The organism is Pseudomonas sp. 32_A, from assembly GCF_017490905.1.
Classification (GTDB): domain Bacteria; phylum Pseudomonadota; class Gammaproteobacteria; order Pseudomonadales; family Pseudomonadaceae; genus Aquipseudomonas; species Aquipseudomonas inefficax.
This window is the reverse complement of sequence record NZ_JAFGYI010000015.1, coordinates 71299-94956: the sequence shown is the minus strand read 5'-3', so window position 1 is coordinate 94956 and position 23658 is coordinate 71299. Positions and strand designations below refer to the sequence as shown.

Sequence of the window (23658 nt, the reverse complement as noted above, 5' to 3'; positions counted from 1 at the left end):
CATGGGCTTCCGGGACCTGATAACTGACGTTGACGCCACGGTGTTCGAGATTCTGGGCGACACCGTGCTGATCGAGGGGCGCGAGGTGCTGGGCATGTTCTCAGCCCCTTGGTTGCAGCCCAAGCTCGGCCAGATAAGGACCGCGTTGCGTGAACCCCACCTAGTCATCCGCGTGCAGGACAACGTTGGCATCGAGGTGAAGCACAAGGTGTTCTTCGATGTGCCTCAGGAGGATGGCGGCGGCAATTACCTCATCACTGGCATCGAGCCGGGTGGCGATGGGCTGGTGACGCTCATCCTGAGGAAATCGTTATGAGTGTTGGTAGCTACTACAAGCAGTCGGCCTCCAGCGGAATGATCTCGCTGAGGGTCGATCCGCAGGATGTGAAGGGCTTTCAGGACTTCATGCGGTTGGTCCCCAAAGCTGTTGCTGCGGCGCAGCGTCGAGCCATCAACAAGGTTCTCCGCTGGCTTCGGACGCACATCGCCCGCGATGTCGGCCGTCAAGAGCGCATCGCGATTGCAGCAGTGCGACAGCGCCTCAAGGCGTTCCCTGTATCCAGCAATGGACAAGGCCGGTTGTGGTTCGGGATCAACCCTATCGAAGCCAGTCGGGCTGGCCGGCCACGACAAACCCGCTCGGGTGTGTCGGTGGCCGGGCGGCGCTATGAGGGTGCGTTCTTCAAACGCGTTTACGGTGGCAGTCCAGATATCTGGATCCGTACGGCCAGCAAGCACTTCGACGCGAGCGACTACCCCGACAGCGAGGTGTCAGGCGGTGGTGGCCGCCGGTCTGGTTGGATCTCTGAGAACGATAGCCGCTTCCCCTTGGCCAAGGCGAAAATCTCGCTTGATGACACCCGGGCGCACTTCGAAGCCTGGACCAATCGAGCGCACGAACGTCTGCAAGTAGTGATGGAGCAGGAAATGAACTTCGAGCTGCAGAAATATTTGCGGAGAGCGGGCAATGGATGACGATCCGATCCCTCTTGGTCAGGTGTATGCCGCCATAGAGGAACATATCAAGGCGGCGATCCCTGGGCTTGCCTACGTCGGGACCATGCCGGAGAGCGTCATGGTTATTCCGCCGCCGGCGGTGGTGATCGAGCTGGCAGGGTTCGAGGCAGCAGAAAAGGACCCTGGCACTGGTGAGGTCGCGGTGGAGGCGCGCTTCGAGGCCCGTGTGATCGTTGGACAAGAGGAGGCGAACTGTCTGCAGGTTGCGGCATTCGTCGCTGCGCAACTGGCGGTGCTGCTGCGCATGCAGTCTTGGGGCTTGCCCGTGGAGTTTGCCGAGTTTGTGCGAGCGGAACGTGATTGGACGCGGCCTGAGCTGGATGGCTATGCCGTATGGGTCGTCGAATGGGTGCAGGTCATTTATCTAGGGGCCGAGGAGTGGCCCTGGGAGAGTCAGCCACCGGGCTCGCTGGTGTTCGGCTTCGATCCCGACAGCGGGCCGGGCAGCGAACATCAATACCAGTCACCGGAGGCCATGGCATGAGTTATGTGGCTGGGCAGCTCGACCGGCTGTTGGCCGGCCTGGTGATTCCTTGCTATGTGGTGGGCGTCGACCTGGCGGCCGCCCGGGTGCGCGTTTCCGATGGTGGCGACTGGACCAGCGCCTGGGTGCGCTGGCATGCCCTTGCCGCCGGCAAGGCCCGCCACTGGCGAGCGCCAAGCATGGGTGAGCAGGGCGCACTGGTCAGTCCAAGCGGCGATCCAGCGCAGGGCACGTTCGTGCCTGGCCTGTATGGCAACGCTGGCCCGCCGCCGGACAACCGCGACCATGTCGAGGTGTGGCGCTTCGACGATGGCGGCTCGCTGGTCTACGACTGGCAGGGCAAAAGCTACACCATCACGCTCCCCAGCGGCACGGTCAAGGTCAAGGTCGGCGGCAGCGAGGTGGTCGTTACGGATGACGCGATTGTCGCCAAGTCCGGAGCGGTCACCATCACCGGCCCCGTCACCATCAATGGCACGTTACTAGTAACGGGCGATATCAATGGCGGTGGCCGAATCATCGACACGGCCGGCAACACGGCCAACCACAAGCATTGAGGTGCCCATGAGCGAGAAAGACCCGCTGCCGCCAATCAATGGGGCGGATCGGAACTTGGTCGAAAAGATGGTGGGGTACGGTATCACCGGCACTTCCGACCACTTCCGTATGCTGAGTTTCTGGCGCCGGCTACTGGCTGGCGACAACGACCCCGAAGAAATCGCCCAGGGCTTGGTGATGGCTCTGCGGCCACGGCGCTACATCCCCAACCCCGGCCCCGGCCCGAGCATGGCCGTCACAATCAACATTTCGGGCAGCCCCGATGCGCAGGCGTTGGCCGATGCGCTCAATGGTGCGTTAGGCGTTCGCTAAGCCAGTCAAGGCTGCACCCACTATCAACTCTACAGGCCCGCTCTCGCGGGCTTTGTCATATCTGGAGGGCCCTATGGCTACCAAGAAACCTGCGGACGCCGCGACCACCACGCCGGCGGCCGTGACCTATCGCGACAAGACCTACACCTCCCGCGTGCTGATCTTGGGCAAGCGTGAGCTGAAAGTGGCCGGCGGCCAGCTGCAGATCGAGGAGGGCGACGCCGAGGCGCTGGCCTGCCTGGATGCGCGCGCCGACTTCGAGCGCCTGACCCCGGCGGGTTAAGGCCATGATCGGGCTGGATCGTCGCACCGGGCTACCGCTATCCGGCGTGGCCCACCTGAAACAGTCCATTGAGGACATTCTGACCACGCCTGTCGGCAGTAGGCGCATGCGCCCGGAGTACGGCAGCAACCTGCGCCGTTATGTCGACCTGCCGGTTAACGAGGGCTGGAAAAGCGCGGTACAGGCTGAGGTGGCGCGCGCCCTGGGGCGCTGGGAGCCGCGTTTGAAGCTTGAGCGCGTGCGCGTGGTGGCGGTGGTCGGCGGGCAAATCACGCTGTCGCTGTCGGGTATCTACCTCGGTGACAGCGTTGTATTGGAGGTGAGTGCATGAGCGCAATCGACCTTTCCCAGTTGCCGGTGCCTCAGGTGCTGGAAGACCTGGATTATGAAGAGCTGTATCAGGCCGACCTCGCGACCTTCCGTGCGCACATGGGTGACAACTGGAGCGCGGCGTTGGAAAGCGACCCAGTCACCAAGCTGCTGGAGGTCGGGGCCTACGGCAAGCTGCACAATCGCTCGCGCGTCAACGACGCGGCCAAGGCGCTGATGTTGGCCTATGCCGTGGGGGCCGACCTCGACCAGCTGGCGGCCAACGTCAACCTGACGCGCCTGGTGGTCCAGTCCGAGGACCTGACGGCGGTTCCGCCGCAGGCTGAGGTGCTGGAAGAAGACGACGCCCTGCGCGAGCGGATTCAGCTGGTCTACGAGGGTCTGACAACGGCCGGCCCTCGTAACAGTTACATCTTGCACGCGCGCAACGCCTCGGGTCTGGTGGCCGATGCCACCGCCGAAAGCCCGTCGCCGGCGGTGGTCGAGGTGACCGTGCTGGCTTTGGAGGGTGACGGCACGGCCTCGGTCGAGCTGCTGGCAACCGTCGCCGCTTACCTGAACGACGACGATGTGCGGCCGGTGGCTGATCGGGTGATCGTGCAGAGCGCCGAGATTCTGCCGTATCAGATCAACGCCAAGCTGTACATGGCCAGCACTGGCCCGGAAAGCGAGGGCGTACTGGCTCAGTGCGAGGCACGCCTGGCCGCCTGGATCAACCCCCGGCGCCGACTGGGGGTTGAAGTGCCCCGTTCGGCGATTGACGCCCAGTTGCACATCGACGGGGTGAGCCGCGTCGAGCTGACGGGGTGGGCGGATATCAGCCCGACCAAGTCGCAAGCGGCCTGGTGCACAGAGTTCACCGTTGAGCGGGGTGGCTGATGAGCAGTCTGCTACCGCTCAACCGCACGCCGCTGGAAGCCGCTATCGAGGCCGCCGGTACCGAAGACTTGCCGACCATGCTGCGCCGCCTCTACAACCCCGACACCTGCCCGGCCGGGCTGCTGTATCTGCTGGCTTTGGCGTGGTCGGTTGACCGCTGGGATGACCGGTGGTCCGAGGCGGTCAAGCGCTCGGTGATCCGCTCGTCGTTCTACATCCACGCACACAAGGGAACCATCGGCGCGCTGCGCCGTGTGGTCGAGCCGTTCGGCTATCTGATCGAGGTGACCGAGTGGTGGAAGACCGTACCCCAGGGCGTGCCGGGCACCTTCGCGCTCAAGGTCGGCGTAGCCGATGAGGGCATTAGCGAAGAGACCTATCTGGAGCTGACCGCGCTTATTGATGACGCTCGGCCGGTCAGCCGGCACATGACGGGACTCGCCATCAGCCTGGAAACCACCGGCGCCATGTATCTGGCCGCCGCTGTTTACGACGGCGAAGAACTCGACGTTTACCCGCCGCAACAGGTTGATATCGAAGTCACCGGCGAGATTGGCCGTGGCGGCCGCGATCACACCATTGACTATCTGGACGTTAACTATGGTTGACCAGACTTCACAGTTTTACGCGATCCTGACCAACATCGGGGCCGCGAAACAGGCCAACGCGGATGCCCTGGGCGTCCCTTGGACCTTCGCTCAAATGGCTATCGGTGACGGTAACCCGAACGGCCTGGAGAACCCGCCGCACCCCATGCCAACGGCCACGCAGACGGCACTGCTCAATGAGTGGCGGCGGGCGCCGCTCAATCAGCTCAAGGTCGATCCCAACAACGCAGCGGTGATCATCGCCGAGCAGATCATTCCGGCCGACGTAGGCGGTAAGTGGATTCGCGAGATTTCCCTGATCGACGCGGACGGCGACACGGTGGCGGTGGCCAACTGTCCGCCGACCTTCAAGCCGCTGCTGAGCCAGGGTTCGGGGCGTACCCAAGTGGTGCGCCTCAATCTGTTGGTCGGCAACTCCAGCAACGTACAGCTCAAGATTGATCCGAGCGCGGTGGTGGCTACCCGAGAATGGGTTGAGGGCAAGTTCGCCGAGCAGGACACCAAGCCATCGGTGCTGGTTGCCACCACGGCCAACATCGTCTTGAGCGGGCTGCAGACCATTGATGGTGTGGTATTGGCCACCGGCGCAAGAGTGCTGGTGAAGAACCAGGCCGCCGCCAAGGACAATGGCATTTATGTCGTCGTAGCCGGCGGCGCCTGGACCCGTAGCGCCGATGCGGACCTGAGCGCCGAGGTTACTCCCGGCCTCATGGTGGCTGTTGAGAAAGGCACAGCCAACGGGGATAGCGTGTGGCAACTGGTGACCGATGCGCCGATTACCCTTGGCGTCACCGCGTTGGCCTTTGAAATGCTCGCCGGGCGCTCGGGGGTAACGGTCGGGACTTACAAGAGCGTGACCGTCGATAAGTACGGGCGCATCGTTGCCGGCTCCAATCCGACCACGCTGGCCGGTTATGGTATTACCGACGCGGTTGCCTTCGGGCAATACGGGGTAGGGGCGCCGCTGGGGTTGGTCGGTGGATCGGAATTGAACACGCTGTTGCAAGATGGTGTGTACGTCTACTCGTCCGGTTCCCAGTTGGGCCACGCGCCGATTGAGGGCGCGAGCCATGTGATTGTTCGCGGTAGTGCTGCCTACCCGCACCAGGAACTCAAGCGCATCTATCAGAACCGGTATTTCTTCCGTTCCGCGAACAAGGTTAACCCCACTGTGGCAGAGACTGATTGGGAGCCTTGGGTGGAGATGTTGCACACCGGCAACATGATCGAGGCCACCCAGGAGGAAGCCGAACAGGGCGCCGTGGGGACAAAGTGGATGTCGCCGCGTCGAGTGTTCCAGTCAATTGCCAAGGTTGTCTCCCAGGCGACGGAAGCGGCGTTTGGCTGGCTCAAGATCGCCACGCAGCCGCAGGTCACCATCGGTACGGATGACACCACGGCGGTCACCCCGAAGAAGCTCAGGGCGGCGCAGGCTACCCAGGCTGAGGCCGAAGCCGGCGCGCTCGATAATAAACTTATGACGCCTCTGCGGGCGTTCCAGGCTTTCAGTAAGTGGCTGGTCAAGGTCAGTTCGCCAACCGATACCACGGCGGGTTCTTTGCTTACGGTTGGCACTTACGGTTTGGGGGTCGGCCTCAACACCCTTGATGTTGACATGAACAACTACCGGACACCCGGCAATTACTTGACGCCGATGGCCGGGCTGCTGAACTTGCCGGCGGGCTGGTCGCCGTCATTGCGCTATAGCATGGTGGTTGATGGGTACAACGCTTATAACTACCTGGTGCAGACCCTAACGGCTGGCATGTCTGACGGCACCCCAACTGGCACGGCCAGGCGCACCATGACCAGTGCAGGTGTATTCACGCCGTGGGAGGTGACGCTAACCAGCCCACTGGCGACGAAGGCGCAAGCCGAAGCGGGTGTAGACAACGTCGCAGTGATGACCCCGTTGCGGGTGTTTCAAGCCCTTCGCGCAGCCACGGCGATTGCCACCGAGGCGTTGCTGGGGACTTTGCGTATCGGCACCCAGGCCGAGGTCGATGCCGGCGCGCTGGATATGGTCGCGGTGACGCCCAAGAAAATGCGCTGGGGCTTTGCCTTTTCTTACGGCTCCAATGGCTACCTGGCATTGCCGACCTGGTTGGGCGGGATGATTTTCCAGTGGGCCAACGGGCAGATCAGTGCCGGTGCCGGCACCGCCCGGGTCAATGTACCCATTGCGTTCCCGACGAGCCTGGTTTTCTACTCGATTGGAACTTCGGTGGCAGGGGTGGTTATGACAGGTCAAGACGCCTCGCCTACTGGCATGGATATCAACGCCCGCGTGGTGGTCAGCGGTTCTTACGTTGTTCCGCCCGGAATTGTTGGTTACACCTTCTTCTGTATCGGGAAATAAGACATGCGTTATTACAGTCAATCCACTGGTTGCTGCTACCTGGAAGGCATTCATGCGGCCATGCCCGATGATGCGGTAGAGATTCCTGATGAACGCTATGAGACGGTCATTGGTAACCCTGAACCGGGCAAGGTGCGTTCCCATGACGCACTGGGTCTGCCGATCCTGATTGATCCGCCGGGGCTGACCACTGCCGATGTCGAGGCCCAAGAGCGTGCTTGGCGCGATGCCGAGCTGGCGGCCCGGCAATGGCTACGTGACCGCCACCGCGACGAGCAGGACCTGGGACGGGCGACGACGCTTAGCGAGGCGCAGTTTGCCGAGCTGCTGGACTACCTGCAGAAGCTGCGCGACTGGCCCCAGGCTGAGGCCTTCCCCGACTCGACGCAGCGGCCGACGCCGCCCGACTGGATCGGCCTGTACACCCAATAACGCCCCGCACTGACGGGGCGTTTTCTTTTCCGCTGTACCACCTGGCCCTGCTTTGCGGGGCCTTTTTACATCTGGAGTAAACATGGCTGGATTCTTTCACGGCGTTACCGTAACGAACGTCGACAACGGCGCGCGCACCATCGCCCTCCCGTCGACCTCGATCATTGGCCTGGTCGACACCTTCACCCCCGGCCCTGGTGTGGATAGCACCCCAACCGCCAAGGCGAACGACCTGGTGCTGATCACCAGCGAGCGCGAGGCCATCGCCGCCTTTGGTGCTGGCTCGGCCATCGCGAAGGCCTGCCAGGCGATCTACACCCGCGCCAAGGCGGTGATCGTCGCCTGTGGCGTGACCAAGGTGGAGGATGCGGCCGCGCAGACCTCCGCCATCATCGGCGGTGTGTTGGCCGATGGCACCCGTACCGGCCTTCAGGCGCTGCTCGATGGTAAAAGCCGTTTCAACGCCCAGCCGCGGCTGTTGGTGACCCCCAAGCACAGCGCGACCCTGGCGGTGGGCACCGCGCTGGTGGCCCTGGCGGACAAGGTGCGCGGTCTCGCCATCCTCGACGGCCCGGGCACTACCGACGAGGCCGCCCAGGCCTACGCCGCCGAGTTCGGTGCTCGGCGCGCGTTCATGGTCGACCCGGGCGTTAAGTACTGGGACACCACCGTATCTGCCACTGTGGATGCCCCAGGCTCGGCCTGGACCGCCGGCCTGTTCGCTTGGACCGATGCCGAATACGGCTTCTGGGCTTCGCCATCGAACAAGGAATTTGTCGGTGTGACCGGCACCACCCGCTCGGTGGAGTACCTGGACGGCGACGAGACCTGCCGGGCCAACCTGCTCAACAACGCCAATATCGCGACCATCATTCGCGACGAGGGCTACCGCCTGTGGGGCAACCGCACGCTGTCGAGTGATCCTAAGTGGGCCTTCGTCACGCGTGTGCGGACCATGGATATCGTCATGGACGCGATCCTGTACGGCCATAAGTGGGCGGTCGACCGTTCGATCACCTCGACTTACATCCGGGATGTGACCGAAGGCCTGCAGGCCTTCATGCGCGACCTCAAGAACCAGGGCGCAATCATCAACTTCGAGGTATACGCGGACACCGAGCTGAACACCGCCAGCCAGCTGGAGCAGGGCAAGGTGTATTGGAACATCCGCTTCACCGATGTGCCGCCGGCGGAGAACCCGAATTTCCGCGTCGAAATCACTAATCAATTCCTGACCGAAGTTCTCGACTCGGCTGCATAAGGAGCGCTTTACATGGCAATGATTCCCGAAACCCTGGCCAACCTGAACCTGTTCGTGGATGGCATCAGCTTCCAAGGCGATGTGCCCAGCCTGACCCTGCCCAAGCTCACCCTCAAGATGGAGGAGCACCGCCCCGGTGGTATGGATATGCCGGTGGAGATGGACCAGGGCATGGAAAAGCAGGAAGCCAGCTTCACCACCACCGGCGTTCGCCGCGAGTCGCTGAAGCTCTTCGGCCTGGCCGATGGTACCGCCTTCAACGGCGTGTTCCGGGGCGCCTTCAAGGGCCTCAAGGGCAAAATCAACCCGGTGATCGTCACCCTGCGCGGTAGCCTCAAAGAGGTCGACATGGGCGACTGGAAGGCCGGCGACAAGGCCGAGATCAAGCACGCCGTCAGCCTGACCTACTACAAGCTGGAGGTCGACGGCCGCACGGTCTACGAGATCGATGCGCTGGGCATGCGCCGCGTCATTGAAGGCGTCGACCAGCTGGCCGAGCAGCGCGCCGCGCTCGGCCTGTAACCCCACCTCCCCACGAATTCAAGGAAGCACCCTCATGACCACCAAGAAAAACCCAGCCTGGCTGAGCCTGTCGGCCGACCGCGTTACCGTAACGCTGAGCAAGCCCACCGAACTGAACAGCGTGACGGTCGATACCGTCAGTCTGCGCTCGCCAACCGTGCGCGACATTCGCGTGGCGCAGCAGGGCGCCGGCGCCGATGACGAGCAGCGCGAGCTGAACCTGTTCGCTTCGCTGGCCGAGGTCAGCGCCAAGGACCTGGAGGGCATGGCCGTCAAGGACTACACCCGCCTGCAGACCGCATATTTTCGCCTGGTGCAAGACGACGACGTTTGATGCGGAAGAGCAACGGCAGCTGGCCAGGCGGCTGGCTGCCGAGCTGAATTTCTCTGCTGCTGAGATATACGACATGCCCTACGCGGACATGTTGTGGTGGCTCGCTGGGACGAGAAAGGGGTAACCGATGGCAAAAATGCAGTTAGCCCTGGTGATCGGCGGCGCCGTCGCGTCGTCGGTCGGCGCCGCGTTCAAGAACGTCGAAGGGCGCATTTCCAAGCTCGAACAGAAAGGCAACAAGGCCAAGGTGCTCAAGAGCACCATTGGCGAGACCATGAAGCTGCAGGCCGAGTGGAAGCGGGCACACGACACCGGCGCCGCCGGCGCCGACAAGCTGCTGCGCAAGCTCAATGGCAACCTGGACTCGCTGCGCAAGCAGGGCGTCGAGGTCGGCCGGCTAAGCCGCGAGTATCAGCGCCTGGCACGGGAGGCAAAGGGTGCCGACTTGCAGCTGAAGGGGCATCAGCAGATCAATGCGGGAAAATCGGGGCTCAAGTCCAACGCGGCAGCGGCCGCTGTGGGTGTGGGCCTGGCGGCTGTGCCGACCAAGATCAGCGCCGACTATCAAGCCATCATCCGCGACATTGCGATCAAGGCCGATGCGGTCAACAAGCCCGAGGAGGTGCAGCTCAGTCGCACCGTGATTCAGACGGCCAAAGACACCGGCATGGGCCGCAATGATGTGGCCGATCTGATTAACCAGCTGGTCGGCGCCGGCATGGAGCTGGACAAGGCCATGGCCTATGCGCCGACGGCGGCCAAGTTCGCAGTCGGCCAAGGCGCCTCGGGCGTCGACACGGCCAGCATGATCATGGCGCTGCAGCAAAACGCCAAGATCAGCGACCCCAAGGTCATGGAGCAGGCTCTGGAGGCCATCGCCTACCAAGGCCAGGCAGGCAGCTTCGAGGCCAGCGACATGGCCAAGTGGTTCCCGCAATTGCTCGCCGGCATGGAAAAGAACGGCATCACCGGCATGGACTCGGTTTCGTCCCTGGGTGCGATGCTGCAGGTGCAGATGAAGACCGCCGGCAGTTCGGATGAAGCGGCGAACAACTTCAAGAACTGGATGGAGAAGATCGGTTCCAGCGATGTGGTCAAGGCCTACAAGGATGCAGGTATCGACTACCAGGCCTCGCTGAATACCGGCCTGCAGAAGGGCATGAACGTTATCGAGTCCTCCATGGCCCTGGCCATGAAGTACGTCGAAGCGACAGACCCGGCGAAAGCCAAGAAGATGAAAGAGGCCCAGGCCAACATCGACAAGGAAGTTGACCCGGAGAAGGCCAAGGCGGCCCTTGAGGCGCTGGAAAAGACCCTGCGCACCGGCGACCTGTTCGCCGACATGCAGGTCAAGGCAGCGCTGACCGCCTATGCGCAAAACCGTGGCCTGTATGCCGACCTGAAAGCCGATTCGCAGAAGGCGACAGGCATTCTGGATAAGAACCTGGCCGAGCGCCGCGAAACATCGTCCCAGCAATGGGCCGAGACGGCCCAGGCGGTTGACGATGCCATGCGCAGCATTGGCGATGCCATCCGCCCGGCCACCGACATGGCGGCGAAGGGACTGACGGCGGTTGCCCAGGGCATCACCACACTGTCGGACAAGTTCCCGGCGGTGATCATGGGGCTGGCAGGCCTGGCAGCTGGCATCAGCGGGCTACTGGCTGTCCGCAGCGGGGCCAAGGTTGCGCGGGGCGCGTTCAACGTCGCGCGCGGCCGCGCCTGGAGCGCTCGAGGCGGCGGCAAGCTCGAGGAGGCCCCGGCCGGGGCGGCGCTACCCAAGACTGGCAATCGCGTGCTCGATGCCGGCATGGGGGCGCTGGGCAAGGTGTTCGGCGCGCCGGCCAGCAATGACCCGGTCCCAGGCGTCGGCAGCGAGCCGCAGCCCGTGTTTGTGGTCAATGCCGACGCTATCGGCCGGCTTGGCGGTAGCGTGGCTAATTCGGGCTCTGCAGAGGCTGGTAGCCGTCGTGCGCGTCGTCGCCGCCGGCGCCGTGCCGGGACCATGGCCGATGTGCGCCATGCGCCTGGTGCGTCAGTACCAGCGGCCAAGGCGCCTGTAGTGCATCTGCCGGCGGCCGGCGCGTCGGCGCTCGCAGGCGCAGCAGAGGCGGCCGGCGAGGCGAACAAGCTGGGGCGGATGGTGCGCAGCGTACGCGGCATCACCCGGGCCGCTGGCAAGCTGCCGGGTGGCAAGCTGATTGACGCGGTACCGGGCGCGCTCGATGTGGCGTTGAACGCCGAAACCAAGGACGAAAAGGCCGAGGGTTACGGCGGGGTGGCGGGCGGCATGGCCGGCGCCATGGCAGGCGCGGCCGCAGGTGCGGCGATTGGCTCGGTTGTGCCGATCATTGGTACCGCTGTGGGTGGCGCCATTGGTGCGGCCCTCGGTGGCCTCGGCGGTGAGTCCGTCGGCGGCTGGCTGGGCAAGCGGTGGTTCGGTGAGGAAAAGCCTGAATCGGACCAGGTCGCGAGCGCAGAGCCAGCGGCGCAGCAGGGCGAGGTGCAGGCTACGCCGGCGCCGGCGGCCAAGGAAGCGGCCCCTGTGCCGGCCCTGCCGGTGGCGGCTTCGATGCCGGCACCAGTGGTCAAGGACCTGACTTCGGCGCCTCCAGCTGCAGCAGCACCGGCGCCGGTGGCCAAGGAGTCGGTTCCTGTTCCGGCCCCACCGGTTGCGGCTGCTGTACCGGCGGCGCCGGCTGCGGCCGCCATGCCGGCGCCAGTGGTCAAGGACCTGGCCCCGGTGGCCGCTATGCCTGCACCGGCGGCGGTCACCACCCGGCCGGCCGCGCCGACCAAGCCGGTCGATCAGATGACTGACGCCGAGGTCGAGCAGGCCTATGCCAAGCTGCCGAAGTCCGCCCAGCGCGACATGTTCGACGGCGTGGGTGGGTTCGGCGGTACCGGCGCGGGCCTGGGTGAAGACTTCGCCCCGACCTTGACGCTGGATGCCAAGCCCGCCAAGCCGCGCCCTGAGCCGCCGCCGGTGGATCAGACCCAAGCACTCGGCATGGCTGTGCGCGAGCTGCAGAAGGTGCCGCAGCTGCCGCCCTCGATTGCCCCGGTGGTTTCGCAGGTGGTCAAGGGTGGCGGTGAGCCCGGCACCATGGGCGATGTGGTGCGTTCCCTGGTGGCATCGGTGCAGCCGCCGGCAGCGGCCCTCCCTGCGGCCGCCAAGGCCGCCGAGAAGGCCAAGCCCGAGCCGGCGAAGGTTGACCAGTCGTTTACCTTCGCACCGAACATGCCCGTTGTCGTGCATGGGGATGTGAAAGACCCCAACCAGATCGTGCGCGAAGCCGAGCAGGCGTTGCGCGTGATGTTTGAAGGGTTCCAGCGCGAGGTGGCGGCCCGCCAAGCCTCGGTTAGCTTGTTTGATGCGGCAGATGTCGCTTAAGGAGGTGCCATGGCCTACATGGAGCTGATGGGCTCGACGCTGTCGTCGCTGGTGGCGGCTGGCCAGGCCGGCCGTACCAGCCTCGACGGCATGCTGGGTCCGCTGAATGGGGCCGTCCGTGACATGACGGGGGCGGCCTCGGAGCTGGATAGCCTGCCGATCGTTGGCCCGATGGTGGGCGAAAAGCTGCAGCGCACCATGCGGCAGATCAACGCGGCCCAGTCCGCAGTGGGGCAGGTGGCGGCGAAGTACAACCAGGCCGTTTCGGCGGCCTCTCAAGTGCAGCAGCGCCTGGGCACGCTCAAGGAACAGGCGGCCAAAGCCGGGGCGGCGATCAACCGCATTGGCGGGAAGCTCAGCCCAAGCCTGGGCAATATCTTTCCAAGCAGTGTGCTGGGCGCCGACATGACGCCGGCGGCCGAGGCGGTGAAGCCGTTCCCGCATCTGCTGATCATCCAGCCGCAAGACCCGAAGCTTAAGCCCTACTACTTCAACCTGGACACGGCCGCGTTTGACGAGCTGACGCGCAAGACCGCGTTCCGCTGGGCCGGGCAGGAGCGCCTGACGCGTGAGATTGCGCAGCAGGCGGTGGGGCAGGGTGAGGACAAGCTGACGATCAAGGGGGCGATCTTCCCGCTGTTCCGGGGTGGCATCGGCCAGCTGAACGAATTGCGCACCATCGGCCGGCGCCTGCAGCCGCTGACCCTGACCACGGGTTACGGCGAGGTGCTGGGCACCTGGTGCTTGTTGAACGTGGACGAGGAGCAAGGGGCGCTGCTCGCCGGCGGCATCCCTCGCAAGCAGTCCTTTAGCCTGGAGTTTGTCGCCTATGGCAATGACATGCAGAACGTCTGAGGGCGATTTGCTGGACAGCCTGTGCCACGCCTACTACGGCACCCTGGTGGGCACCGTCGAGGCCGTGTTGCAGGCCAATCAGGGCCTCGCCGAGGAGGCGCAGCCGTACCGCGCCGGCGTGCTGATTTACCTGCCCGACCTGACAGCGGCCGAGACCGAGCAAGTCACCTTGTGGGACTGACCCCGCGTTACGCGTAACGAACCCCGCCCCGTGCGGGGTTTTTCTTTTCTGGAGCAACCCCATGAAGCCCACGTTTCAAATCGTCGCGGATGGCAAGGACATTACCGCGCTGATCAATGACCGCCTGTTGCTGCTGCGCACCTCGGACAAGCCCGGCATGGAGTCGGACGAATTCGAGCTGCGCATTGACGACCGCGCCCAGGCCGTCACGCTGCCCTCGCGCGGGGCCAAGATCGAGGTCTTTCTAGGCTACGGTGCGCAGGCCATGGCGCGCCTGGGCAGTTACACCGTGGACGAGGTCGAGGTGACCGGCCCGCCGGACACCATCACCTTGCGCGGAAAGGCCAGCGACATGCGCGGCAGCGGCAAGACCACCCGCAGCGGCAGCTGGGAGGATGTGGCACTGGCCAAGATCGTCAGCGATGTGGCCGCCCGCAATGGCTGGGAGCCGGGCTGCACGGTGCAAACCAAGGTGCCGCGCGTCGATCAGCGCAACGAATCCGACTTCAATTTCATCACTCGCCTGGCCAAGCAATACGACTGCACCGCCAAGGTGGCCAGCGGCAAGCTGGTGGTGCTGCCGCGCCAGGGCGGGCAGAGCGCGAGCGGCAAGGCAATCGGTACCGTCACCATCAACCGCGCCGATGTGAGCCGCTATTCGTTCCGCCTGGGCGACCGCAGCACGCAGAAGGCGGTGAAGACCCAGCACCAGGACAAGGCCACCGGCAAGTTGAACGTGGTGGAGCTGGGCAACGACGACGCCCCGAGCGGCCTGCCGGGCGTGCATACCGACCGCCATATCTACCCCAACAAGAGCGCCGCCGCGCAGGCGGCCAAGGCACGGCTGGCCGCGTTCAATCGCAGCACCGCCGCCGTGCGCCTGGAAATGGTCGGGCGTACCGACCTGTTTGCCGAACGGACTATCAACGCCCAGGGCTTCAAGAACGGGCTCGATGGCGAGTACCTAGTGGACAGCGTGGAGCAGGTGTTTACCGCCTCGGGCTGGACCACCACCGTCGAATGCAACGGTGGCAAGAAGGGCAAGGCCACAACCAAAGGCAAAAAGAAAAAAGAAACGAAACCATTGCGCACGGTGGATGTGTCGCCTGCGTGACCTTTACGGAGATAAGCAATGCCGATCACTGAAAAACAGCTGCAGCAGATCCTCCCGAACGCCGGCCGCAAAGCCGGCGTTTTTGTTCCCGGCCTCAACGCCACCATGGGCAAGTACGCCATCATCACGCGGCTGCGCATGGCTGCGTTTCTCGCCCAGGTGGGGCACGAGTCTGGCCAGTTCCTGTACGTGCGCGAACTTGGCAATGATGCCTACCTGTCGAAGTATGACACCGGTCGCTTGGCGCAGCGCCTGGGCAACACGCCTGAAGCAGACGGCGATGGCCAGTTGTACCGTGGTCGTGGGCTCATCCAGGTGACAGGTCGCGACAACTATGAAGCCTGCAGTGAGGCGCTATTCGGCGACAGCCGACTGCTCAACACACCAGAGCTGCTTGAGCAGCCGGTCTATGCCTCGCTGTCTGCTGGCTGGTTTTGGCACAGGGAAGGCTTGAACAGCTTGGCCGACAAGGGCGACATCCTCGCCATCACCAGGCGGATCAATGGCGGTACTAATGGGCTGGAGGATCGAAAGGCCATCTACAAACGGGCACTCGAGGTGCTGCAGTGAGCGCGTGGGGCACTCGCCACATAGTCTTGGCAGCGCTGGTGATCACGTGTGCCATCGGCGCCCGGGCGGCTTGGGTTTGGCAGGCCAACGCGTTCGGAGCGCAGCTCGCAGAGCAGGCCGATGATTACGGCAAGCAGTTGGCGGACAAAGACCGCGCGCACGGCCGTGAGCGTGAGGAAGCCGCAGCAGCGGCGCTCGACCAAATCGCAGAGCAGCAGGAAGCGCGCCGCGCCCTGGAAGCTCGCCTGAAGGATCTGACCAAAACGCACTGGAAGGAAATGAACGATGCTCAACAGACTCAGGCTCGTCTGCGTGACCGGCTTGCTACCGCTGATTTACGGCTGTCAGTCCTTGTCGACACCGCAGCCTTTGCCACCCCGAGTTGTGACGGTGGGGTGCGAGAAACTGCCAGCCCCGGAGGCTTGGTTCATGGAGCCGTACGCGCCCAACTTGACCCAGCGCATGCTCAACGAATTGTCGCCATCACCGACGAAGGCGACCGGGGGCTGATCGCACTGCAGGCCTGCCAGGCTTACGTCCGCGAAGTCACCAAGTGAAAAGAGGCGAGCCGGGTGGATGCGCCAACATCCAGCCCGGCCCGCCGAACCCGCAGACCCTTCCTGCAAGTCCAGCCGTGGCCTCTGCCTTGTGCACAAAGCGCGGCGAGCCTAACACCTGTTTATCCATACAGTAAAGACTTGCATACCTATGACCTCTCCAATCATCCCCTGGATGGGTGGCAAACGCCGCCTGGCCGACCGCTTGATCCCCCTGTTTCCCCCTCATGAATGCTATGTCGAAGTCTTCGCTGGCGGTGCCGCCTTGTTCTTCATGCGACCCCAGCCCGCCCCGGTGGAGGTGCTGAATGATCTCAACGGTGACCTGGTCACCCTCTACCGCGTTGTGCAGAACCACTTGGAGGAGTTCATCCGCCAGTTCAAATGGGCGCTCAGCTCTCGCCAGATCTTCGAATGGCAGAAGATGACGCGTCCCGAGACCCTGACCGACATCCAGCGTGCTGCCCGGTTCTTCTATCTCCAACAGCACGCTTTCGGTGGCAAAGTCACCGGCCAGACGTTCGGTACCGCAACCACCGGGCCGGCCATCAATCTGTTGCGCATCGAGGAGAACCTATCCGCCGCCTGGCAGCGACTCGCCGGCACTTACGTCGAGAATCTAGCCTGGCTCGATTGCGCCGAGCGCTATGATCGAGCGCACACCTTTTTCTACATGGATCCGCCTTACTGGCAGACCGCGGGCTATGGCTTGGATTTCCCCTTCGAAGAGTACGACCGCATGGCCGATTTCATGCGCCGTTGTAAGGGAAAGGTGATGGTGAGTATCAATGACCACCCGGACATCCGGCGCGCATTTGATGGCTTCCACTTTGAATGCCTGGATATTCGCTATACCAACACAAATCAGCGTCAAGGCAAGGCCGAGGTGACCGGGGAGTTAGTGATCATGAACTGGGACCCCGCCCCTTTAGGGCAGCTATTCTAGAGACTCTTTTCGCGTGCTCGTTCGAGATCGGTCTCGAACGAGCATATTGGGGTCATCACATTGGAGGGTCAAAATCAGATGTGGATTTTAAAATCGCTTTTACTGTTTCGATAGGGCGTTGGCTATGAAACATGACTCTTAGAAAAACACCATCCATCAATGGAGTTTCAAATTTGTCATTGCCAATGAAATAGGCTTTGCCTTTGTTTCGGTAGGGGTGAAAGCCTTTTTGGTCCATTTCGCTAGCCTCTTTGTTGGTGGCTTCCCGGACTTGTATTCCATTTTTGTTGAGCTGCTTCAAGAAGCTAGGTATATTTAAACCTATGCAAACATTCTTCCTTCCGAATAGTATGTCCAACTTGTGCCTGTCAGCAATGTTGCGATTAAAAATCGGCAGGGCTAGTGGATGTGTCATGCAGTCGATCAGACGCGCTCGTGGGCAGTCTGGGGTGCCGCCACACCTATCAAACCAATTGTTGAATAAGATATGGCCTAGTGCTGTCTTGGTAGTATTCGAATACGATGCTATGAATAGGCATTCATCGATCGCCTGGAAAGCATATCCCCTTGTGTCTGAGGTGTTGAGTATTTCGTTGAGCTCTTTGTCCCAGCTCTCGATGTAAAAGGTTTCATCTGGAATGTTTACCTTTTGCTCAGTATCTGGGTCTTGCGATGTTCCGGAGTTAAATATTTCGGTGACATGAGCCATCCTGTCTGCTTGTCGCATCATTCGTTGTAGCTGCTTCAACGACTGAGGGCCATGTTCCTTTACGAAAAACTGGAGGGCGCGAGAGCAACCACTTCGAACATAGAACTTCATGAAATCAAGGATCTGATGGTTTTTGTCGCCTTCCTTAACTTCCGCGATGTGAAAGCGCCCATCGGGATCGGCCAATAAAAGATCTCCTACTTGAACGAAGCTTGTCAGGTCAGATATTAGTGCGAAGCCATCCGGTACGCTTTGGTGGTGGTGTTCTACTGCTCTGATCACAGAATCAAAATTAGAGTGGTTTAAATCCACTATGTTTTGATCTTTATAGAATCTTCTTGCATAGCAAAGCTGGCTTCCTATCATTTGCCATGCGATGCTGTCCGCTAATTTATGCAGTAACTTCTTGTTTCCGCCTGGCCAAGGCTCTTCACCTTTAACTATATTTATTATTTTTTCTTGCGCTTGTCGCATACCCGAGTGCGCAAGCGCTATAAACCGTTTGCGAAGCTCTGGTGGCGGTTTGCCGTGGCTCAGTTTTAATTCATCCCAAACTGATTCAGAACCTTTGCTCGCGAGGTTATGCAATTCTGAAGTTAGATCCTCAAAGCGACTATCAAACCTACGTGGGCGCAGGGTTTGAATTTGATCGTACGCGACCTTTGCCCTTCCTCTCTTCGCCATGTCCTTTCCTTGACCGCTCGTCGGCCTAATGAGGTTTTGTCGGGTTCATTGTGGGGGATATTGACGCAAGCTGAGCCAACCTGTTAACTGTATGGATATACAGTTTTTTGGGTCATGCGCCATGTCGATTAGGTTTTTGGGTGTGCCACACAGCGGTCAAGATCGTTTGCCCGTCTACTCATTCCGTGTCCCCGCAGGCTTTCCTTCCCCAGCAGCAGATCACCTGGAGCGGCACATTTCTTTGGATGAACTGTTCGATCTTCGGGCGCCGCACATGTACCTGGTGCAGGTTGAAGGTGACAGCATGCAGGGAGCCGGCATTTATCCCGGGGATTTGCTGATCGTAGACCGTAGTCGTGATGCCGAGCACGGTGACATCGTGATAGCGGCCATCAACACGGAGCCGGTGTGTAAACGGCTATACCGGCGTAACGGGGTGGTGGTCCTGCAGTCGGAGAACCCGGCCTACCCGTCCAGGCACGTCATGGAAGGTGATGACCTGGTGATTTGGGGCGTGGTCCGCTACAGCGTGCGTGACCATGCGCAGTGACCAAATATTCGCGCTGATTGACTGCAACTCGTTTTATGCGAGCTGTGAGCGTGTGTTCCGTCCGGATCTGGCCAAGACTCCCATCGTCGTGTTGAGCAATAATGACGGCTGTGTGATAGCCAGGTCGTACGACGCGAAGCCGTTCGTCAAGATGGGCGAGCCTTATTTTCAGTGCAAGGACACGTTGCAGCGGCACGGCATCGTAGCCTTTTCATCAAACTATGCACTCTACGGCGATATGAGCGAGCGCGTCATGTCGCTGATTGAATCAATGGTGCCGGCGGCAGAGGTGTATTCGATTGATGAGTGCTTTGCCGATTTGACCGGGGTTCAGGGCAACCTTACCGAGTTCGGACGGCAAGTGCGGGCCAGGGTGCTCAAGTGCACCGGCATCCCGGTAGGGGTAGGTATTGCCCGTACCAAGACGCTTGCGAAGCTGGCCAACCACACCGCGAAGCGCCTGCAGGCGCAGACCGGAGGTGTGGTCGATATCTGCGACCCGTTCAAGCGGGACTGGGTGTTGCGCAACACCGAGGTCAAGGAAGTCTGGGGGATCGGCCGGCGGATGACGGCGCACCTCGAGGCGATGGGAATTCGCACCGCGATGGACTTGGCCAAGGCGGACCCATGGACTCTGCGCCAGAAATTCAGCGTGGTAGTTGAGAAGACTGCCAGGGAGCTCGCCGGCACACCGTGCCTTGAGCTTGAGGAGGCTGCCCCGCCTAAGCAAGAGATTTGCTGCAGCCGTATGTTTGGCAAGCGCCTGACTGAATTGGCGCCGATCAAACAGGCGGTGGCCAGCTATGCCGGCCGAGCGGCCGAGAAACTCCGGGCGCAGGGTTCTGTGTGCAAGCGTATGCGAGTAAGCATCCGCACGGGCATGTTCAATCCCGACGAAGCCAAGTACGCCAAGGGCGTTCTGGTGGAGCTACCTTACCCCACCAACGATACCTTGCTGCTCACCAAGGCGGCCACCGAGGCGATGGAGCAGGTCTATCGGCCAGGGTATCGATACAGCAAAGCCGAGGTGCTGCTGATGGATTTGCGGCAGCCGGGTGAGTTCACCGATGACTTGTTTGCGGTGACGCAGCCGGTGGCTTGCGACCGGCTGATGTTGGTGCTAGACGAGATAAATGGAAAGTATGGTCGGGGAACGATGCGTTCGGCCAGCGTCCCCCGCACCCCTGATTGGGGGATGCGGCGGGAAATGATGAGCCGTTCGTACACGACCCGGATTGATCAGTTATGGCGGGTACGCTGATCCTGGTCATGCTTTGACAATGAAACGTACGATGAAACCATTACAAGTTGAGCACTTATCCGATGAGTAGGATGGTCAAATTCAGAATGTCTGAAGGCATGAAACTTGCGACGATTTGGGGTGTTTGGGGTTTCCTAGCCTTTGGTGTATTGGGATGGGTGCTGGTTGTAGTTCTTGAATATGTGGGGTTATCACCAGATTTCAAGTTGGACTTAGCTCCTTGGATAGCGATCTTGATATCCTTACTGGCATTGGGAGCTACTATGTGGCAGGCCCACCTTGCCCGCGTACATAATAAATTAAGTGTACGCCCTTATCTCGCAGGGCATAGTTCATGGACGGAAGATGGTGTCTACCGGCTTGTACTGCGTAATGATGGGCTTGGCCCTGCGATAATTACCGGCGCAAGGGTATACCGCGACGCCGTGTTGGTTGAAGGAGAGGGGCCGCCTCTAGTTAAGAAAGCGTTCGAAGGGATACCAGGTTGTGCGCTGTTGGGGCATGAATTTTTCTATTTGGAATATGTAGTCCCCGCTGGGCACTCTGTGGAGATTTGTACGGTAAAATTTAGTCCGGAGATTAAAGATGTCGATACCTTCCTCGCTAGTCGTCTCACGCTCGAGTTGGATTACAAATCGGCTTACGAGGAGCCTCTTCCTATGTATTCAACACGCAAGACGTAGCTATAGCTTTGGGTTATTAAGTTGGTTTTTTCGGAACGATTGGTACGCAGATGGCAGTGCCATATTTATGACCACGTAGGCGCGACAATAAGTCAGAAGCGCTTTTTCTAAATTCGGCAATTCCAAGTTCTGCCATTGCGTCGCAGTGTTTAATCATTTGATTTGCTAGTGTTTCTGGCTTGTCGCTTGACGCGTAAATGAGTGTCATATTCTCGGGCAATATGTGCTCACCATAGTAGGGTGTTTTTCGAGCGTTAATTTCGGGTAGTAAACCTAACTCACTATCAACAATTACGCCAATTTTTTTTGAGTTTAAAGCTGGAATGGTGATCAGGCGTGATATGTTTAAATGCCAACCAAGAGGCTCAGGGTTAACAGTGGGGCCAGGATCCACAATCAAGTAGGCAGCAACTGGTGTTGATTGTACGTTCTCCGGTAGCGAGTCTAGAGATTGATTAATCGCGCTGCTGGCACACACGCTAACTCTGCATCCTTGTGTGCGCTCGGGCTTTTCAATGGTATTGGTGTCAATTGCAATTAAGTAATCAAATTGTTTTTTTAGTTGGTCTAGATGGCTTTCGTTAAGCGCTGAAAAGCCCTTGGCTGGCGTTGAGTAGATCACTTTATCCTTACCATTTTGCCTCTGGTAGGATATTTCGCTACGTAACGTGCTAGGATCTAACTCAAGAATACTAGCAATACCGGTTATAGTATCGATATTAAGTGTTAGCGATTTAATTATTTCGGTCGCGTGACCAGTTACAAAGTGGTCGCGCGGAATCCTGTTTTTATCCTTTTTCCTTGACATTTGTATCCCTTTAACATGTGAGCAGAGTTGTAGCTTCACATACATACTAGCTGAATAGACAACATAACTCACCCTGGCGCGGGCTCATCTAGAACTGCTCTGATGCGCTTCTGCCTGCCAAGCTTCGTGGTGCGCGCAGTTCGGCCGACTGGGTGTGGCGTGGGGCTAAATTGAGGTAAACTTTTCGCCATTTCATGCCTATCTATGCCAAAGCACGCGTTGATGCTGGAAGGCAGAAGGCGCTTAAGTCCCAGTGCTTCGGGGCTTAGACGCCTTTTCCTGGTGTTACGACAGCATAATTGGGGTGTGTAAGCGACTCTTGACCATCCAATTTGGATAAGCCAAAGCGATCATTGATCGCCAATTGCCTACCGATAGAGAAATGGTTTTACGTTTGCAATCAATCTCTGTAATTCGGCCAGATTATGTTGCAGGTGGTCGTGGCGCCAAGGTTGGTCATTACCCTCATAGCAAGATGTTGATAGCTCTTCGCCGATTTTTTCAAGTGACATACGACGTAATACGCGTAAAGGTTCGGGCTCCTCTAGTGTTCCAAGGAGGTAAACGCGGTCCGCAACGTCGCGTGGAAAATCTTTTTTGAAGAATCGGGTCCTTTCTTCAACATTACTATCAAAATCAATCAGAAGGGCCAAGTGGCCGTGCGGGTGGTTCCTTAATTGTGCTACGTAAGACTCGATGAAGTCAGTATGAACTTTCGCCCATCCGCCTGATGGCGGGAGCACTTGTACTGCACGAAGATTTACTGAGGGGTTTTGCAAAAAACCGTTCGCTAATTGGCGATTAGCATCATCTTCTGGCAAAATTAGTAAGTGAGGTCGGTATCGATTTACACTCATGGCTCGAGATCACCATAAATCAGTGACTGAATCACGTCAGGTCTAGGAGGTAAATCTTCAAGTAAACGAATGATGCTTGGCTCTAGATGAGACCTACGCCCGATGACCCAAGTGTTGTCATTCGAAAATCGTCTTACCGCCTCCTCATTGTGGGAGGTCATGATAATTTGCCCACCCTTGTAGAAGCCCTGCCGGAGTGCCATGACGAAGTGGCTTACCTCGCTAAGCGCCAAATAATTATCAGGCTCATCCCAAAAGGCGAACAGCGGCCCATAGCAATGATTGGCAGCCAAAACTACGGCGCAAAGGAAGAAGCACTTTTCGCCATCAGACAAGCTATCGAATTCAAATTCGTGTTCTGTAGAGTCGGATTTGAAATTGACAAGTAGAGATTTGGCGTCCTTGCCAACTCGCTCAAATCGAAATCCGGCTAAGTCTGGCATAACGTCTTGAAGGTGCTGTGTGAGCGTCGAATAAGCGGCAGGGTATTGTGCGAGAACTCCCGAAAGCCAGTCAGAAAAATTTTTGCCGTCTTCCTCAGGTTCTAAAGTTTCACCGCTTGCATACCCTCCCATAATCCTAGGGTTGGGAGCGAGCAGAATCATATTGGCCAGCCAGCTCCGGAACGCGCTTAAAGCATCACTGCTGGAAGGGTCCTGTATGACGGGGAGAGCGATTAGATGCCAGTCAATATTGAATTTTGCTTCCGATTGAGTCGGTCCTTGCCGCTTGATCGTTACTTGGGCTAGCTCGCGTGAGTATATAGTCTCGTCGTTGAGTACTAGCGTTTCTTCTAGCACTCTTAATTCCCTGAAGCGTTCCGGCAGGTCTAAAACCAGCGTATAACGATAAATATTATTCGAGAGCTTTGTCTCGATTTCCAAGCGAATCGGTACATTAGTGCGTTCCAGCGTGAAATCACTGCTTGCAACCAAAAGACCTACTCGGTTCGTACCGCGACCAATAGCTTGAAAGAGCTTGAAAATGTTAGCGAGCGTACTTTTTCCGCTACCATTTTTTCCAATTAGCAAAGCCGATGGGGTGTCGCCCGGTTTGAATTCGAAGTTCTCCAAGCATCGGAAATTGTGAACATATAGGCGTTGCAGCATG

General features: G+C 59.8%; 27 protein-coding genes and 1 pseudogene. 24 read left to right on the top strand and 4 right to left on the bottom strand.

Annotation, left to right across the window (positions count from 1 at the left end; all coding sequences use genetic code 11):
* The first annotated feature begins 1 nt into the window (after position 1).
* From J5M58_RS11820 to J5M58_RS11720, 21 genes and pseudogenes are all read left to right on the top strand, one after another.
* On the top strand, positions 2 to 316 hold the full coding sequence (locus J5M58_RS11820) for a hypothetical protein (protein ID WP_196183252.1): 315 nt from the start codon (positions 2 to 4) through the stop codon (positions 314 to 316).
* Complete coding sequence (locus J5M58_RS11815) at positions 313 to 975, top strand: hypothetical protein (protein WP_207878204.1); 663 nt, start codon at positions 313 to 315, stop codon at positions 973 to 975. The genes J5M58_RS11820 and J5M58_RS11815 overlap by 4 nt, the downstream gene beginning before the upstream one ends.
* Complete coding sequence (locus J5M58_RS11810; protein ID WP_207878203.1) at positions 968 to 1501, top strand: hypothetical protein; 534 nt, start codon at positions 968 to 970, stop codon at positions 1499 to 1501. Before J5M58_RS11815 ends, J5M58_RS11810 begins: the two co-directional genes overlap by 8 nt.
* Entirely contained in the window at positions 1498 to 2058 is a 561-nt protein-coding gene (locus J5M58_RS11805; protein ID WP_207878202.1) for a phage baseplate assembly protein V, read from the top strand. The genes J5M58_RS11810 and J5M58_RS11805 overlap by 4 nt, the downstream gene beginning before the upstream one ends.
* Before the next feature lie 7 nt (positions 2059 to 2065).
* Positions 2066 to 2371: a hypothetical protein gene (locus J5M58_RS11800; RefSeq protein ID WP_207878201.1), complete on the top strand. Its 306-nt coding sequence runs from the start codon at positions 2066 to 2068 to the stop codon at positions 2369 to 2371.
* A gap of 73 nt (positions 2372 to 2444) precedes the next feature.
* The gene (locus tag J5M58_RS11795; RefSeq protein ID WP_207878200.1) at positions 2445 to 2654 is read left to right on the top strand and encodes a hypothetical protein; all 210 of its coding nucleotides are present in this window, start codon (positions 2445 to 2447) and stop codon (positions 2652 to 2654) included.
* 4 nt (positions 2655 to 2658) lie between these two features.
* Positions 2659 to 2985 (top strand): GPW/gp25 family protein, encoded by a 327-nt coding sequence (locus tag J5M58_RS11790; RefSeq protein ID WP_207878199.1) that lies wholly within the window; start codon positions 2659 to 2661, stop codon positions 2983 to 2985.
* On the top strand, positions 2982 to 3863 hold the full coding sequence (locus J5M58_RS11785) for a baseplate J/gp47 family protein (protein ID WP_207878198.1): 882 nt from the start codon (positions 2982 to 2984) through the stop codon (positions 3861 to 3863). The genes J5M58_RS11790 and J5M58_RS11785 overlap by 4 nt, the downstream gene beginning before the upstream one ends.
* Positions 3863 to 4471, top strand: coding sequence for a phage tail protein I (locus J5M58_RS11780; protein ID WP_207878197.1), 609 nt, complete (start codon positions 3863 to 3865; stop codon positions 4469 to 4471). Before J5M58_RS11785 ends, J5M58_RS11780 begins: the two co-directional genes overlap by 1 nt.
* Positions 4464 to 5279 (top strand): annotated as a pseudogene (locus J5M58_RS27920) (phage tail protein); the annotation flags it as partial. The gene J5M58_RS11780 and the pseudogene J5M58_RS27920, both read left to right, overlap by 8 nt.
* A gap of 1554 nt (positions 5280 to 6833) precedes the next feature.
* Positions 6834 to 7262, top strand: coding sequence for a phage tail assembly chaperone (locus J5M58_RS11770; RefSeq protein WP_207878195.1), 429 nt, complete (start codon positions 6834 to 6836; stop codon positions 7260 to 7262).
* An 82-nt stretch (positions 7263 to 7344) separates the two neighbouring features.
* Entirely contained in the window at positions 7345 to 8523 is a 1179-nt protein-coding gene (locus J5M58_RS11765) for a phage tail sheath family protein (protein ID WP_207878194.1), read from the top strand.
* A gap of 12 nt (positions 8524 to 8535) precedes the next feature.
* Positions 8536 to 9045, top strand: coding sequence for a phage major tail tube protein (locus J5M58_RS11760; protein WP_207878193.1), 510 nt, complete (start codon positions 8536 to 8538; stop codon positions 9043 to 9045).
* A 34-nt stretch (positions 9046 to 9079) separates the two neighbouring features.
* Positions 9080 to 9379, top strand: a complete 300-nt coding sequence (locus J5M58_RS11755; protein WP_207878192.1) for a phage tail assembly protein — start codon at positions 9080 to 9082, stop codon at positions 9377 to 9379.
* A gap of 127 nt (positions 9380 to 9506) precedes the next feature.
* Complete coding sequence (locus J5M58_RS11750; protein WP_207878191.1) at positions 9507 to 12773, top strand: phage tail tape measure protein; 3267 nt, start codon at positions 9507 to 9509, stop codon at positions 12771 to 12773.
* Between the two features lie 9 nt (positions 12774 to 12782).
* Positions 12783 to 13628, top strand: coding sequence for a phage tail protein (locus J5M58_RS11745; RefSeq protein ID WP_207878190.1), 846 nt, complete (start codon positions 12783 to 12785; stop codon positions 13626 to 13628).
* Entirely contained in the window at positions 13603 to 13809 is a 207-nt protein-coding gene (locus J5M58_RS11740; RefSeq protein WP_178075685.1) for a tail protein X, read from the top strand. Before J5M58_RS11745 ends, J5M58_RS11740 begins: the two co-directional genes overlap by 26 nt.
* A gap of 61 nt (positions 13810 to 13870) precedes the next feature.
* Positions 13871 to 14923 carry a contractile injection system protein, VgrG/Pvc8 family gene (locus J5M58_RS11735; protein WP_207878189.1) on the top strand — a complete coding sequence of 351 codons (1053 nt, stop codon included), beginning with the start codon at positions 13871 to 13873 and terminating at the stop codon, positions 14921 to 14923.
* 18 nt (positions 14924 to 14941) lie between these two features.
* A complete protein-coding gene (locus tag J5M58_RS11730; RefSeq protein ID WP_207878188.1) occupies positions 14942 to 15493 on the top strand; it encodes a glycoside hydrolase family 19 protein in 552 nt (183 codons plus the stop codon).
* On the top strand, positions 15490 to 16050 hold the full coding sequence (locus J5M58_RS11725) for a lysis system i-spanin subunit Rz (RefSeq protein ID WP_207878187.1): 561 nt from the start codon (positions 15490 to 15492) through the stop codon (positions 16048 to 16050). Before J5M58_RS11730 ends, J5M58_RS11725 begins: the two co-directional genes overlap by 4 nt.
* 151 nt (positions 16051 to 16201) lie before the next feature.
* The gene (locus J5M58_RS11720) at positions 16202 to 16996 is read left to right on the top strand and encodes a DNA adenine methylase (protein ID WP_207878186.1); all 795 of its coding nucleotides are present in this window, start codon (positions 16202 to 16204) and stop codon (positions 16994 to 16996) included.
* A 55-nt stretch (positions 16997 to 17051) separates the two neighbouring features.
* Here the strand turns inward: J5M58_RS11720 and J5M58_RS11715 are convergent, their stop codons facing one another.
* Positions 17052 to 18389 (bottom strand): hypothetical protein, encoded by a 1338-nt coding sequence (locus tag J5M58_RS11715; RefSeq protein ID WP_207878185.1) that lies wholly within the window; start codon positions 18387 to 18389, stop codon positions 17052 to 17054.
* Positions 18390 to 18510: 121 nt separating this feature from the next.
* On the opposite strand from J5M58_RS11715, the gene J5M58_RS11710 reads away from it, so the two are divergent.
* The 3 genes from J5M58_RS11710 to J5M58_RS11700 all read left to right on the top strand — a co-directional run bounded on the left by J5M58_RS11710 (position 18511) and on the right by J5M58_RS11700 (position 20883).
* Positions 18511 to 18939 carry a LexA family transcriptional regulator gene (locus tag J5M58_RS11710; RefSeq protein WP_207878184.1) on the top strand — a complete coding sequence of 143 codons (429 nt, stop codon included), beginning with the start codon at positions 18511 to 18513 and terminating at the stop codon, positions 18937 to 18939.
* A complete protein-coding gene (gene umuC, locus J5M58_RS11705) occupies positions 18929 to 20200 on the top strand; it encodes a translesion error-prone DNA polymerase V subunit UmuC (protein WP_207878183.1) in 1272 nt (423 codons plus the stop codon). The genes J5M58_RS11710 and umuC overlap by 11 nt, the downstream gene beginning before the upstream one ends.
* Positions 20201 to 20298: 98 nt before the next feature.
* The gene (locus J5M58_RS11700) at positions 20299 to 20883 is read left to right on the top strand and encodes a hypothetical protein (RefSeq protein ID WP_207878182.1); all 585 of its coding nucleotides are present in this window, start codon (positions 20299 to 20301) and stop codon (positions 20881 to 20883) included.
* A gap of 16 nt (positions 20884 to 20899) precedes the next feature.
* Here the strand turns inward: J5M58_RS11700 and J5M58_RS11695 are convergent, their stop codons facing one another.
* From J5M58_RS11695 to J5M58_RS11685, 3 genes are all read right to left on the bottom strand, one after another.
* Entirely contained in the window at positions 20900 to 21691 is a 792-nt protein-coding gene (locus tag J5M58_RS11695; RefSeq protein WP_207878181.1) for a hypothetical protein, read from the bottom strand.
* A gap of 368 nt (positions 21692 to 22059) precedes the next feature.
* Positions 22060 to 22548: a hypothetical protein gene (locus J5M58_RS11690; RefSeq protein WP_207878180.1), complete on the bottom strand. Its 489-nt coding sequence runs from the start codon at positions 22546 to 22548 to the stop codon at positions 22060 to 22062.
* Positions 22545 to 23657, bottom strand: a complete 1113-nt coding sequence (locus J5M58_RS11685) for an AAA family ATPase (protein ID WP_207878179.1) — start codon at positions 23655 to 23657, stop codon at positions 22545 to 22547. Before J5M58_RS11685 ends, J5M58_RS11690 begins: the two co-directional genes overlap by 4 nt.
* Position 23658 lies beyond the last annotated feature (1 nt).